The sequence below is a fragment of the bacterium genome, assembly GCA_020444065.1.
GTDB lineage: Bacteria > Sumerlaeota > Sumerlaeia > SLMS01 > JAHLLQ01 > JAHLLQ01.
In genome coordinates, this window is the sequence record JAHLLQ010000003.1 from 80121 (window position 1) to 94824 (window position 14704).

Below are 14704 nucleotides of genomic sequence, written 5' to 3' on the forward strand. Positions count from 1 at the left end.
AAAGCAATATCCGGCCCGGGAGGCGTAGGGCTTTTCGGTACAATAAAGACAATGCAGAGAACATTAATTGTGTTTGTCTGTTTATGGACGCGATTGACGTTGCGGATGCCGAGAATGGAATGTTCTGAGTAAGCAGTTCAATGGCGGATCAGGAGGATATTCACATGACGGCTTCGGGTTGTTTGATTCGTGACGAAGCGCCCGGCGATGTGGCCGGGATCTCGGACGTGACGATCGCGGCCTTCAAGACGCTGGAGATCAGCAACCAGACGGAGCACTTGATTGTCGATGCGCTGCGCACGGCGGGTGCGTTGACGATTTCGCTGGTTGCAGAAATCGATGACCGCGTTGTGGGACACATCGCGTTTTCGCCGATCACGATCTCGGACGGCACGGAAAGATGGTATGGACTTGGGCCGGTTTCCGTGTTGCCGGAGTTGCAACAGCAGGGCATCGGCAAGGCGCTGATCAAAGAAGGGTTGGCGCGTCTGAAGGGCATCGGCGCGCGCGGCTGCTGCCTTGTTGGGCACCCGGAGTACTACAAGAAGTTCGGCTTCGCGAATTCATCCGACCTGCACCTCGAAGGCGTCCCGCCAGAGGTGTTCTTCGCGCTCTCGCTGGACGGCAGCACACCCCGCGGGAGTGTGTGTTTTCATGAGGCGTTTCTGCTGGATGCGATGTGAGGGGTTTGAGCTGGGGGGATCGATCTGGTTGCGAGAGGTGCATCAAGTGGACATCGACAAGGTCATTCGGGATTGGAGAATCTCCTTCGGGGACGTTCCTCCGTTCGGCCATTGTATGCGAAAGATCCTGGAAGATCGATGGCTGCGTATCCACAGCCTGCCCGACTCGAAGAGACAACCCGAAGACGATCGCGATAGAGAAGTCCTGCTTCATCGTCACAATACCGTTGCCGCGAAAATGCTCGGAGAAGCGGCACGTTGCGTCCTCTTTTTCCCCTATCTGCATGAGCGGGCGATTGCGATTCCGGAGTTTTCGTACGAGGACAAATGGGACGAGTATCATATTTCTGCGAAAGAAGTGATTTGGCAGTCTGGAGCCCACGATGATCTTATCTTGGAGACGGCCGAGTGGAAGATCCCTCAGATTGTCTTAGCCAATTTGGCGGGAGGAAGTGCCTATGCTCCCTATGATGGCGGCGCAGATTTGTTCTTCGCATGTGGCGAGGATTTTGCGCTTGCACGGGAGCAATGGAAGGAGTGGCTCTCTCCGCACCCATCCGGGCTTTGATTCCTCCCGCAACTTCACATCGCGTGCACCGTGAGGCGGGCTCTTTGGCGGTGGGCTTCTTCGGCGGGGGTGGTGCCGAAGAGGCGTTTGAATTCGCGGCTGAACTGGGACGTGCTTTCGTAGCCAACGGCGAGACTTCCTTCCTCAGCATTTCTTTATGCACTCAAACAAGAAACTCTATTCATCGAACATCATCTCCATCCCGCCGGGAGACTCCTCCTCTTTCGGTAACCGCTTGCGTTTGTGAAGACGAAGGCGAGTGCAGCCCCGGGCATGACGAAGGAAGTCCACTTCGAACCAGTGGAGGGCTCCATCAACGATCGCATCGATGATGCTTACAGGGCGAAGTACAAGACCAGCCCGTATCTCGCTCCCATGATCGGCGAGCGAGCGCGTTCCGCGACGGTGAGGATCCGCCAGCGGATTCGGCTTAGGGAACACCTCCTCCGTAGACTGGGAGTACTTCATAGCCGGCCAGGCCGATGGACCATCCGTAGAGGATCCAGGCGTCGCGAATGTCGACGACGCCGTCGACGTTGGCATCGAACCGGTTGTCGTAGGGATTCAAGGTTCCGCCGTCGAGCAGGCGAGCGAGCACGACGCCGTCGGTCATGTTGGTGACTCCGTCGCCGTTGACGTCCCCGAAGTTCGGACGCGAGTTGGGATCCGAGCGTCCTGAACCGTAGAGGTCTTCCAGTTCATCGCTGAATCCATCTCCATCCGAATCCTGCTTGCTGTACGGGGTCGGAGCAGGAACGGGCGTTGGAGTCGGCGTTGCGATCGCTGACGAGATTGCCGTGACCTCGTGCGCCGTCTCGACGACAAGGATAAGCGGGTTGGCGTAAGGATCGGCTCCCGGCGGAATGTCTCCTGTCCAGTGATCGAACTCCCAACCGGAATTGAAGCTCGCCTCGATTGTCACCGTATCGCCGTAATTGTAGCCGGCGCTGGTCGGATCGATGTTATACGATCCGTTTTCGACGTTGATGTTCAGGACGTAGCTGGCAACGACGAATTCGGCCGTCACATTCTTGGCGCTGTCCATTGTGAGCATCAGAGGGTTCTCCAACGTCTGCTCGAGTGGAACGTCGCCGCTCCATTCCAGGAACTCGTAGCCTTCCGCGGCATGGGGATTCAGTTCCACGATCGTTCCCGATTCGTACCCGGGTTGATCGGGCGCAGCGGCGATCGTTCCGTTTGTTGCGTTCAGTGTCAGTGTGTACCACGTGGCCGGCGTTGGCGTCGGCGCCGGGGTTGGCGACGGCGAAGGGGACGGAGTCGGCGATGGCGCAGCCAGCGGACTTGTCCAGACTTCGAACGCCATGTCCATTGGCGAGCCATCCAGTCGATGGCCGACGGGCCAGTATTGTGCGTTCCAATTCAGTCCGTCTTCGCTGCGAAGGGCGGCAGCGTTCCAGTGCTCCTCGCTGTTGAACCACGCCCAGTGATACGTGAAGGTGGCCGGTTCGGCGGAGTAGAGCGCGCTGATGGAGAGGAAGTAGCGTTCACCCTCTTCCAACGGCCACGCCGAGAGGAGGTTCGCCTGGAAGCGGTAGAGGTGTTCGTACGTTCCCGGTGCGTTCCATTGCTCGACGGCGCCGACCCATTCCTCTGAGTAGGAGCGGCACGCATCGGTATACAATAGGGCGCCCGGTTGCGGCGGAAGGCCATCGACGTACTCGTAGATCGAGATCTCAAAGTAGGTCGGGCGCTCGTCGGGCCAGTCGTAGTTGCCGGTCAGGCCTTCGAGCGAGGCGGGCGAGTTGACCTGCGCGGATGTTGCGCTTTCCCATCCGGGATAGGAACCCCACCAACGGATTGCTTGTACGCTGTTATCGTTGGCGAACACGAAGTCATCGGCCTGGATGAACTTCGCTGTGGCCCCCACGTCGGAGTAACATGTCGATCCGAACCCGTCAGTGGTGTTCGGGAGTTGCTGCGCCTGGACGTCCGCCGGTGTCGGCGATGGCGTTGCGGTGACGACTGGAGTCGGCGTGTCCGATGGCGTTGGCGTGGGGGACAGGTTGCCCTCCATTTCGAATGCCATGTTGACGGCTGTGCCGGATCTTGGATGGCCGGACGGCCATGTCAGTTCCTGCCAACCGCTGCCGACCGGCTGTTGCAGTGCGGCGGCATTCCAGTTGTTTGCACTGGTCATCCATCCCCACGGATAGGCGGGCGATGTTGTATCGAACACCGCCTCGATGCTAACGAACCACGTGGCATCGGCGTCCGATGTCCACGGTGTTGGGAGTGTGACTTCATACTCGAAGACATGATCGTAGGTGCCGGGCGCATCCCAGCGTTCAACCGCGGCAAGCCAGGTCTGTGAATAAGTGGGGACGGAGACTTGCTCAATGACGGTTCCGGGCGTCGGGGGGGCGGCATCGGTGTAGTCGTACCACGTCAGTTGGAAGGCAACGGGCTGAATCGTCGGTGCACTGGGCGGCTCGGCAGAGTCGTTGCTCCAGCCTTCGTAGGCTCCCCAGAAGCGCACGGATTCGATTTGCGCGCCGGGAATGCTTTGCCAGTCGTCTGCGACGGTGATGTGGCTCGCCGCGCGAGATCCATCGTCCCCCCAGGACTCCATCGCATCGCCATCGTCGGTGTCCGGGGGCTGGTTCCAGCCCATGTAGTCCGGCGTCGGCGATGGCGACGGTGTAGGTGTGTCGGACGGCGTGGGGCTGCCGGTGGGGGAGGGCGACGGCGGCGGAGAAGGCGTCGGCGTGAGTGTGAGCGTCGGCGATGGAGAAGGCGTTGGGCTGGGCGACGGCGTTGGGGACGGAGTCGGCGTCGGGCCGAGGCTTGGCCAGAGTTCGAAGGCCAGATCAAACACCTGGCCTTCCAGGCGATGTCCGGGTGGCCACGAAATCGGATCAAACCCTGTGCCGCTCCAGTACATCGCCGACTGACCCTCGTGCGATTCGGCCGTGAACCACCCCCAGTTGTTGGATGGCCAAGGGGGACCCTGAATCGCCTGGATGCTCAGGAAGTAGTCCGTTCCCTGCACCTGATTCCACGGAGTTGCGAGATTGCATTCAACGTCGAAGACATGGAATGTATAGTTGGGATCCCAGTAGCCTGTGACTTCGCCACGAGGCGTGATGGTATACTCGGTCACCGTCTCTTGTTCGAGGATTGTTCCCGGAACCGGATGGGCGCCACTCGTGTCGGAAGCGTACCATGTGAGAAGGAAACTACCAGGCAGTCCTGATGACGGTACTGCGACGGGGTCCGGATTGTCGTACTCATAGCCGGAGAGACAGCCACTCCAGGAGACTCTGACGATCGGCTGGCCATCGGGGCACGTCCAATCATCGACGACGAGATCTTGATAGGAATCGTCGGACATTTTCCAGGAGGCATTGTCGTAGCCATCCGTCATATTGGGGATACGTTCCTCTTTCGGCCCCGGTGTGGGAATTGGAGACGGAGTTGGCGTGGGCGGCGGAGGACCGGTGACGAGCTCGAACGCCATGTCCATGTCTTGCCCGCCGAGGCGGTGACCGCCAACATAGGTCAGCGACTCTGTGAAGGTACTGTCCGTGTAGAGTTGTGCCGCGACGCCATTCTGAACCTCCGTGTTTGCCCAGCCCCATTGGACGAGTGGCGCGCCGCCCGTTGAGTAGATGGCCTCGATTGCCAGGAAGTAGTGTTCTCCCTGTGTCTGGTTCCATTCCGTCGGCAGGGCGCAGGAGTAGTAGAACTCGTGCTCGTAGTCGCCGTTGCCTTGCGGCCCGGTATTGATGATCGCGCCGTACCACTCTTCGGTGTAGTCACTGACGGTGGTCTCGGCGATCAGGCTGCCGATTCGGGGTGCCGCGCCGCTGGTATCGTATTCGTACCAGGCGAGGCGGAAGTCGATGTCGACAGTCGAAGGCGGGTCGCAGCGGTCCGCGCTCAAGTTGTTGTACCCGAGGTACGATCCCCACCAATTGACGCGCACGATCGGTTCGCCGTTCAGGCATTCCCAGTCGTCGACAATCATGAAGTCGATGTAGCTGGGCGAGTAATAGGAGGCGGTGTCGTATCCGTCGGTGTCGTTGATCGGCTGGCTCCATTTGTCGGCGGCTTGCCAGCCGGATTCGACCTCGCTCAGTTCGCTTCCCACTTCGCCGGATGCATCGAGGAAACGTTGCAGCCAGTAGTAGTAGCGCACTCCTGCCTGCGGGGGAACGTCATTCGTCGAAAGCGTGGAAATGAGTTCGGCAACGAGGGTCTTCTCGCCATCCTCCGCGTCCGAGCGATAGACGTTGAAGTAGGAGCCGGGGGGAGCTTCATCCCACCAGAGGTGCACGCGATCTCCATAAACGCCATCGGTCGCCGTCAATCCCGTTGGCGCTGGAAGGGGCAGCCAGCCCTTCGCGGCGGGATCGCTGAAGCCGCTTGCATTTGCTCCGAATTCGTTCGTGGCGCTTTGAACGCGATAGTAGTACACGCCACCCGAGGCGGCCGAATCGTCGAGGATCTCGCCGCCGGACACCCAGTTGGAAACGGGTATCAGGCCGCCTCCAGGTGTTTCGGATCGGCCCACGCGATAGTGTGTTGCTCCATCGACGACATACCAGGAGACGTGCACGCCATCTTCCCGCGTCCCCTTTGAAGCGGATACGGAGACCGGTGGACCGAGGGCGCGCCATCCGCTGTCGGCGGAGCTGTACTCGCTGGGACGACTTCCGTCGAATGTCCAGGCGGCTTTCACTTTGTAGTAGTACGTCTTCATCGCGTCGCCGGTTGCGTCTTCGAAGGACGTCGATTGTTGCCAGTGGCTGACGGGATCGTAGAAGCCATCGACGATCTCCGAGCGCCAGACGCGGTAGTATTTCGCGCCATCGACAGGGTCCCAATCGATTGTGACATGCTCTTCGGATGTTCCGTCGCTGGCCGTGACGTTATCTGGGTCGGTGAGTCGGATGTATCCATCGTCCGGGTCGGAGAGTTCGCTGGCGCGGTAGCCGCCTGGGCTCAGTGCGGACTTCACCCAGAAGTACTGCGAGTCGGGCTTGTCCAGGCCGGTGGCGTCCCAGCTTGTCCCGCTGATCCAACCGCTCAGTGGGTATGGGTTCGTTGCATCCGCTTCCCAATGCCAGAAGACGCAGTAGTAGTTTGCGCCCGGGACGGCATCCCACGAAACGCGGATTCGATCATTGTAGGCTCCATCGGTTGCGCTGACGTTGGCGGGCGCAACGAGGCCCGTCCAGCCTTGCTGGGCTGAGCTGAAGCCGCTCTGGAATGTTCCTTCGTTGTCGATCGCCTTGCGGACACGGTAGTAGTACACTTTGCCGAGTTGCAGCGAAGCGTCGTCATCGTAGAAGATCGAGGCAGTCATCCAATCTGAAACAGCGGTGGGAGTCGCCTCAGGATGTTCGCTGCGATACACGCGGAACCACATATCCGATTCGTAGCTCCACTGGAGGCGAACCTTGTCGACGAACTGGCCCTTACTCGCTGAGACGTTGCTGGGAGCGGTCAACGCGCGCAGGCCGACATCGCTATCGCTCCAGAAGCTTTGATGGTTTCCATCGTTAGCTTTCGCGCCGCGGACGCGATAGTAGTAGGATGTTCCTGGGTCCGCCGAGGTGTCGGAGAACCAAGTCCGATCATGCAGCCAGTCGCTGACGGGCTGGTAGGCATCCAACGGAGAATTCCAATCCGGCGCGCGATAGACGCGATAGTATTCCTGCGATCCATTCGGGGTCCATGTGATGAGAATATCGGAAGTGCTGGCGCCGCCCGAGGCATTTACGTTCGTGGGGGCCTTTGACCTGCGCCAGCCCCAACTGTAATCGCTGCCCTCGCTCTTCAGGTAGCCGCCCGGTCCCGCGGCCGCTTCGATCGAATAGGCGTAATTCGTATCGTAGGAGGCACTCCAATCGAGAATGCTCGTGTCGGGAATCCATGTTGAGATGGGAGCAAAGGGTTTCCCGTCCACTGCTCGATGGACACGATAGAGCGCCGCGCCGGGAACAGAATTCCAAGTGACCATGATGCCGTCACTGCGCGTGCCATTTGACGCTTCCGGAGCGTCGGGCTTGCCCACAGGCGCCTGGGCCTGATAGGGCCACAACCGAATGGTCACGTCGTCGACCCATGCGCCTTCGTCGACGTTCGCATCGCTGTCGCTGTGGAACCAGAGCGCGACCCAGACTTGGTCTTCGCCCATGACGCTTCCGACATTCGGCATGTCATGCAGTCCGAGCGCACCGCGATACCACCCTCCGGAAGGCTCGCGATACAGATAGCCGTCGAAGTTTACGCCATCCGTCGAAGCTGCGATTCCGAGGAAGTCATCGGGAAAGTCCGTGTACTCGAACGTCATCGCCACGCCGACTTCGCCCTGTGTATGATATTTCGTGCTGAACGGTCCGTAGATCAGGTAGTTGTCGACATTCGCGGGATAGTCGACGGTCGTGCCGTGCGAAGCTGCAATGGGATGCACGGAGTAGGAGGGATCTCCACCGGGGGGCTCGGGATCTATCGTGCGTTGATGGGAGCGTTCACCGGTGATGCCCCATTTGGCGTAGGTTGCTCCCTTTGACATGTGCGTCCAGGGGCCCAGTTCGCCTTCGAAGTCTTCCGACCAGACGACATCGTACGGATCGGCGACCGGCTGGACGTGCATCACCCATTCCCACGTGTCGCTGTTGTTGTCGACGTTCAACCAAATGCCGTCGGGCGCTTCGCTTTCCCAGTTTGTGTGCAGGTGAACGAGGTGCTCGCCCGTTGTGCTGTCGTAACCCACGATCGTCGACCAGTGGCCGCTGGTGATATCGCCCGCGGTGCGCCACCAGCAGTACGCCAGCGGCCGTCCCGCGTCGATTTCGCTCGTAATTCGGTCCCAGTACACCGGCTGGTCGTCGCTGGCGCGGAACGTGGTCGAGTTGCCGTACTTGTTCAGTTTGGCAACGTATTCCATGCCTTCTGCGACTGGATCGCCCATTGGCCATGTGCCCAGCGTTGGGCTGTATTCGCACGCATCCATCAGGTGGTACACGAGGTTCTCTTCGTGGCCTGGATCGGAGCTGCGCATCACTTCGCCATTGTCGACGAAATTGCCGTATCCGTGCTGATCCCAGTAGGCATAGATCGTTGCGAATGTCGTTGGGCCGCAGGCATTCTTGCCGTACTGCGATTGGTACAGGAAGGGAACGCCATCCATGTCGTTCATGCCGCGGTGTGCGCGCACTTTCATGACGGGAGGGGCACCTGTCTTCTCAAAGGAAGCCCACGTATCGACGGCCGATGGGCGTTCGCTGCTTACGGGTGCAGAGGGTAGACCGGAAGCGCTTCGCGTGCTGCGCTCGACCAGCGTCTGCTCGTACGGATTCACAAGCGGCGCGTTGGCGCTCCGCAGCGACGACGAGGATTCGTGCAGAATCTCCAGCGGGCCGGAGTAATATGTCTTTGCAATGTTCGCGTCTGGCGACTTCGCGGTCGCACGGACCGCTGGAAGATCGCGAATGTGAGGCGCTACGCCGCGATAGTATTCGATCAGTGGGTACACATCGCGACGCGCCGCGATAATGATCGTTCCGACGGAGTCCGCTTGCTTGATCGCAATGCGGGCTTCTTCCTTGTCGGCCTGCTTCGCCAATTCTGCGTGATCCTCCATTGCCTGACGATTCTGCAGATCGATCTGCTCACGCATTGCCTTCTCAAGCGATCCTGGCTTCAACTGAAACGACACCGCCTCGCGCGGTGTCGCATTGCCTTCCAGATCGATGTCCATGTTCTTTTCCGCCGCAGCGGCTTCTTTGACATCTTGCGTCTCGACCTCGAGTTCTTCCATGGCTTGGAACTCGCCGAATCGATCGCTTGCCTCCAGGGCGCGTTGGCGAATCTCCGTCTGGGAGAGCGACTCGCCGTTCAGGGAGAACTGACAGGCGTACGCGCTCACGTTTCCGTCGAGCGAGTAGTACGGCGTCACGGAGATGAGATTCGAGCCCGGCCAGAAATGTCCCGCGTAGTATTCAGCGGCGTCCTCGGCAAGGCTCGCATCCACGGGAGTAAACTTTGGCGATTCGATTTCTGCGAAAGCCTGCTGCAGAAGGGGTGCCCCAATAACAAATAGGACTGCCATGAGGGCAGTCGCAAACGCACGACAGCGCATAAAAATGACCTCTCCCCCTCACGTTCGCGCAGCGAAACGTTCGGGACCATCAGGGTGACATCGATTGTACGATGATTTCCTGCTAGAGCGCAGGACCCAAGTGGTCAACCGCAATCGGCTCCATGAAGGGAGCGTTTGCGACTTCAGGAGGTGATTTGCAGAAAAGTGATGAAGGTGAAACATGTCAAAAGCATATAATCATGGTTGGACTAAGTCCTCTCACGCGAAAGGACTGCATTTTCGCCGGAAAGGCAGGAATATGATCGGAAACAATGGGAATGAAGACCGGAGCTTGCTGATAATTATCGGAGGGCTGGTCTTGGGTGTTGGTGCGGGGTTCTTCTTTTTCCCCGTGGGAGTTTTCGGTGTCACTTCAGTATTTGCCTTCACAGGCTGCATCCTCGGAGGATTCGGGCTGTCCCTGATCGTCGCAGCGATCCTCTCGGCGAACAAGAAGGGCTGATCGCCAAGCATTTCATTCGTGGCTCTCTCGGGGCGGAGATACTCCCCCGGCACACGCTTCCGTTGACTCTCCGCCAGGGGAGAGTCATCGAGTCGTCATCGCTGCGGTCTGTTCTCAGTGCACCGTCCAGAATTCCATTTCATCGGCGGGGACGGCTACGTGCGCCGGGCCGTGGAAGAGGCTGCTGCCAACGATATCGATCTCTTCGAGCATGTACCAACGCTCTTCGCCCGCGACGGTCGTTTCCGTGTCGGTGAACTCATAGGTCGCCCCACTTGTGGGGTCTCCCTTGCCTGGTATGAGAGTGGTTGTCAGCTTCTCTCCCAGCGAATATCCGCCGCTTCCATCCGGAGTGGCACGGTAGATCTCGAAGCCCACGATGTTGACTTCGGCAGCCGTTACCCATTCCACCAATACGGTCGATCCGGCGCCGGTGGTTGAGGCCGTAAACGAAAGCAAATCGACGAACAGGGGATCCGACTGTCCAGGTCCTGGGCCACCTGGATCGACGATTGCGATGCCGCAGCCGAAGCGGGCTGTGTTTGGCTCTACGCTGAGTGTGACGGTCGATGCGCTATCGATCGCTTCTGTGTCGGTTCCGTCGGCGATCCAGATTTCGTCTCCGGCAGTGGCGGACGAAACCGCATCGCTGACACTGACGAAGGCGTTCGTCCATGAGGCACAATCGCCGGTCCCTGTTGCATTGTGATCGACGCCCAGCGCAGCGGCCTCGGCCCATTGAGGGCTGGCGACCAGGAGAATGGTCGCCAACAGAAAAGTTCGACTGATCGCCGTCCATCTGTGAATCTCGGAATTGTATGCGTTGGGTGTCATGATCGCGTTTCCTCTGCCGCGGACGCTCAAAACCGAGGGTCCGTGACACACAATGCTCTTCACTGATCAAGCAGCGAAGTTCTTGACAAACGGGCACTTATTGAAGCGTGAATGGGGATCGCTCCAGGGTCAAGCGCAGTATCTCCAAGCAGCGATGCGTTGAGCCAATCGCCCGCATTTCTACTTCTCGTCGAAGAGCTCTGTTCGCGCACTCTCGGCGATGGCGCGGACCGCGGGGTTCTTGACGCGGCGCTCGACGCTGATGGCGTAGACTCGCTCGTGGACTGCAGGAATCTCGCCGACGATACGAACATGGTATTGGTGGCAGACTTCGTCGGCGACTACCGTCGGCATGACGAAGAGCCCATCGCCCGCCTGGCCGAACACTTTCATCAGGGCGCTGTCTTCGAACTCACCCACTACGCGCGGGTGGATATCCATCATCTCGAACCAGTGATCGAGGGCATGGCGTGACGCCGCGGTTTCGCCGGGAAGAAGAAGAGGGGCGCCTGTGAGCGATGCAGGGAAGCCTTTGCGATAGCGACGCGCGAGCGCGGCTGTTCCGAACACGGCCACCGGACTCTCGCCGAGCAAGTGACTGAACGCACGGACCTTTGCCTGATCACCGATGGGAGAGTCGGCAAAGACGACGTCGAGTTCGAAGACGGAGAGCTTGGCGAGCAGGTCGCTGTACTTGCCCTCGTGGCAGGAAAGGCGGACGGGGCGGTCGAGGTCCATGACGGGGCGCAGCAGGCGATAGACCAGGAGTTTGTGCAACACCATGACGGCCCCGACGTTGAGCCGCAGAACCGAGGCGGAACCCGCTTCGCTGCGCAGCGTTTCGAGAAGGTCCTTGCTGATGCGGAACATCTCGTCGGCGTGGCGAAAGACCATGCGGCCGACTTCGGAGAGCGCGAGGCGCCGACCCGTGCGCTCGAAGAGTTCCTCGCCGAGCGCGTCCTCGAGGGATTTGAGCTGGGCGGAGATGGTGGGCTGGGCGAGGCGCAGTTCCCGCGCGGCAGCAGTGACACTGCCTTCACGGGCCACGACCCAGAAGTAATACAGGTGATTGTGGTTGATCCATTCCATATAGACAAAACCTATCAATCTGAGTTATTATTTCTATTTGGCAAAACAGGCCTGGGGAGGGTACACGTCAATCACCTTTTCGACGGAGGCATTGCCGTGGAACTTCAGGCTTTCAAACAACAGCTCAGAGAACTTGCCCAGTTGGAAGAAACCGAGGACCTGATGGTCAGTTCCTACCACTCACTCGAACGGCCGGTTTCGGAGACGCTTCGCGCCTTTCAGGCGCGGCGGAGGACGGTGATCAAGGGCGTGGACGAGGGCCGACGGGAGGTCGTGGAGCAGGCACTCGACGCGGTCGAGGAGTACCTGCAGGAGCGCCTGAATCCCGCGTCGCGCAGCGTGGCGGTGTTTTCCCGCCAGGGGAAGGTCCCGTTCTTCCTCGCTCTCGAATTCCAGGCTCCGCTTACCGATGCGGTTGTGGTGGACGATGTGCCGAACATCTATGGACTGGTGGAATTGAAGGACGTGTATCACCGCTACCTGGTGATGGTGTGCCAGGAGGATCAGGTGAGCGTGGCTGAAGTGAATCTGGGAGCAGTGACCTGGCAGATGTGGAGCGAGCGCCCGGAATTGCGCTCTCGCGTGGGGCGCGAATGGACGCGGCGCCATTATCAGCGTCACCTGAAAGGAAGAACCGACAAGTTCCTGAAGGAGTGCATCGGTGTACTGGAGCAACGGATGTACGAGGGAGGCTACAAGCACCTGGTTCTGTCGGGAACGCCGAAGGTGTTGGGGATGGTGCGCCAGGCATTGCCAAAACATCTGGAGGAGATCCTGATCGAACAGGTTGGGTGCCAGAGTGGTTCGCACGAAACAGACAATGTCGTGGAGTCGACGTTGGAGATCTTCATCGAGCAGGAGCGGGTGGAATCGCGTGCGACGGTCGACCGCGTGCTGAACGAGTTGCGTCGGAGCGGTCTGGCGGCGGTGGGCAGCGATGCTGCACGCCGGGCGTTCCAATTGGGTCAGGTGGACATGCTGGTGATCGATCGACGGATTCCCGGCTCCGAACGCGAGGAGCTTGCACGGCTCGCGACGGCCGCGGGGGCGGAGATTGAAACGATTGAGCGCGACGAGCGTCTCTGGCGTTTGGGCGGCGTTGCCGTTCTCCTTCGCTTTCATCTTCCGAATGCGGCGCTTGTCCGCGCCTGACAGGGGGAGGGGAGTGAGGATTTTGAGCGTTCTTAAGGGGAACCCGCGCCCATGGCGAATCTGACACCACAGGACCTGACGTACCTCTTTCTGGCGATTGCCGTGTTGCTGGGCGTGGCTCGTTTGTTGGGAGAGTTGGCTCGGATGTTGGGTCAGCCTTCCGTGCTGGGAGAGATCGCGGCGGGGATCCTGCTTGGGCCCACGATTCTTGGGCGCCTTGCCCCGGACCTTCAGCAGACTCTGTTTCCAGCCGAAGGAAACGTCGCCATAGTGCTCGAGGCGCTCGTGGCGCTGTCGGTCGTGCTTTTCTTATTGGTGGCGGGGCTGGAGGTGGACCTGTCGGTGGCGTTCCGACAAGGTGCGACGACATTTAAGGTGGCGGCGACAGGAATGGCTTTGCCGGCCGTGTTGGGATTTCTCACGGCGTGGTTCGCCCCCGGTTTGCTGATGGAAGTTCCGGAAGGCAAGCAGTTCGTGTTTGCATTGTTCTTTGCGACGGCGCTTTCGATTTCGGCGTTGCCTGTGGTTGTGAAGATCCTGCGTGACGTGGGACTGATTCAGACGGACATCGGCGTTGTGGTCGTGGCATCGGCGATTGTGAACGACCTGCTGGGGTGGATTGTCTTCGCAATCATCCTGGGGATGTTGGGGGCGAGCAAAGCGGCGTTGCCCTTGCCGATGGTGATTCTGCTGACGTTGGTTTTCGTTGCCGTCATGCTGACGATTGGGCGTTGGCTGGTACACAGGATCCTGGTGTATCTGCAAGCACATCTGAGTTGGCCGGCGGGCGTGCTGAGTCTGTCGCTGAGCGTCGCGCTCTTCTGTGCAGCCTTCACGGAGTGGCTGGGCATTCACGCGATCTTCGGGGCATTCCTCTTCGGCGTGGCGCTGGGGGATTCGGGGCATTTAAAGCAGCAGACGCGGGCGACGCTGGATCAGTTCATTAGCTACACGTTTGCACCGATCTTCTTCGCGTCGATTGGGTTGAGCGTGGATTTCATTTCGAACTTCGCGCTGGTGCCTGTGGCGATTGTGTTTGCACTGGCGTGCGTGGGGAAGATCGCGGGCTGTTTCCTGGGTGGATTGTGGAGCGGCTTGTCACGGCGCGAGTCGTTGGCGATCGGAGCGGCTAAGAACGCCCGCGGGGCGATGGAGATTATCCTTGGCCTGTTGGCCCTGCGCTATGGTTTGATCAACGAGGAGTTCTTTGTGGCGCTCGTGATCATGGCGTTGCTGACGTCGATGGTAAGCGGGACGATGGTGCAGGCGGTTATCAAGAGCACCAGGCGGGTCTCAATCCGGGACCTGGTGGGTAAGGCGGGGATCGAAATGGAGCTGGCGGGAGGAACCCGTGACGAGGTCATCAACGAACTTGTCCATCTCGCTGTCCGGAAGGATCCGACGCTCGATGCCGCCGCGGTTCAGGAAGCGGTCGCCGCCCGCGAACGGATCATGCCGACGGGTCTACAGTACGGGATCGCGATTCCCCATGCCCGCATTCCGGGATTGCGAAAACCGGTTCTTGTGCTCGGCCGCCATCGCCGAGGAGTCGACTTCGATGCCTTTGACGGTGCACCGGCACGACTTGTGTTCTTGCTGTTGACCAAGGACGGAAAGAGCGAAGACCAGCTGGCCGTTCTTCGCGCGATCAGCCAGGTGCTTTCCGATGCTGTGACGGTCGAGAGGCTGCTTGGGACCGGATCGGCCACCGAACTCCTTGCGGCGCTGAAGGTGGCGGAAGAACAGTTGGAGCACGCGCATTAATCGACTCCGGTGCAGCTCAGGCCCAGTTCTGGCATCCAGCG

The 14704-nt window shown here is 59.8% G+C and carries 7 protein-coding genes and 1 pseudogene; 4 read left to right on the plus strand and 4 right to left on the minus strand.

Annotation, left to right across the window (positions count from 1 at the left end; all coding sequences use genetic code 11):
- The first annotated feature begins 164 nt into the window (after positions 1-164).
- Both KQI84_08170 and KQI84_08175 read left to right on the plus strand, forming a co-directional pair.
- The gene (locus KQI84_08170) at positions 165-683 is read left to right on the plus strand and encodes an N-acetyltransferase (GenBank protein ID MCB2154850.1); all 519 of its coding nucleotides are present in this window, start codon (positions 165-167) and stop codon (positions 681-683) included.
- Positions 655-1251 (plus strand): hypothetical protein, encoded by a 597-nt coding sequence (locus tag KQI84_08175; GenBank protein MCB2154851.1) that lies wholly within the window; start codon positions 655-657, stop codon positions 1249-1251. The genes KQI84_08170 and KQI84_08175 overlap by 29 nt, the downstream gene beginning before the upstream one ends.
- A gap of 14 nt (positions 1252-1265) precedes the next feature.
- Here the strand turns inward: KQI84_08175 and KQI84_08180 are convergent.
- From KQI84_08180 to nhaR, 4 genes and pseudogenes are all read right to left on the minus strand, one after another.
- Positions 1266-1388: pseudogene (locus tag KQI84_08180) on the minus strand (AraC family transcriptional regulator).
- A gap of 293 nt (positions 1389-1681) precedes the next feature.
- Positions 1682-9331 carry a C39 family peptidase gene (locus tag KQI84_08185; GenBank protein MCB2154852.1) on the minus strand — a complete coding sequence of 2550 codons (7650 nt, stop codon included), beginning with the start codon at positions 9329-9331 and terminating at the stop codon, positions 1682-1684.
- Positions 9332-9938: 607 nt separating this feature from the next.
- Positions 9939-10658 carry a hypothetical protein gene (locus KQI84_08190; GenBank protein MCB2154853.1) on the minus strand — a complete coding sequence of 240 codons (720 nt, stop codon included), beginning with the start codon at positions 10656-10658 and terminating at the stop codon, positions 9939-9941.
- Positions 10659-10838: 180 nt separating this feature from the next.
- Positions 10839-11747, minus strand: a complete 909-nt coding sequence (gene nhaR / locus KQI84_08195; GenBank protein ID MCB2154854.1) for a transcriptional activator NhaR — start codon at positions 11745-11747, stop codon at positions 10839-10841.
- A gap of 96 nt (positions 11748-11843) precedes the next feature.
- Here nhaR and KQI84_08200 point away from each other — a divergent pair, with 96 nt between their 5' ends.
- Both KQI84_08200 and KQI84_08205 read left to right on the plus strand, forming a co-directional pair.
- Positions 11844-12899 carry a host attachment protein gene (locus KQI84_08200; protein ID MCB2154855.1) on the plus strand — a complete coding sequence of 352 codons (1056 nt, stop codon included), beginning with the start codon at positions 11844-11846 and terminating at the stop codon, positions 12897-12899.
- 51 nt (positions 12900-12950) lie between these two features.
- Positions 12951-14663: a cation:proton antiporter gene (locus KQI84_08205; GenBank protein ID MCB2154856.1), complete on the plus strand. Its 1713-nt coding sequence runs from the start codon at positions 12951-12953 to the stop codon at positions 14661-14663.
- The last annotated feature ends 41 nt before the right edge of the window (positions 14664-14704 follow it).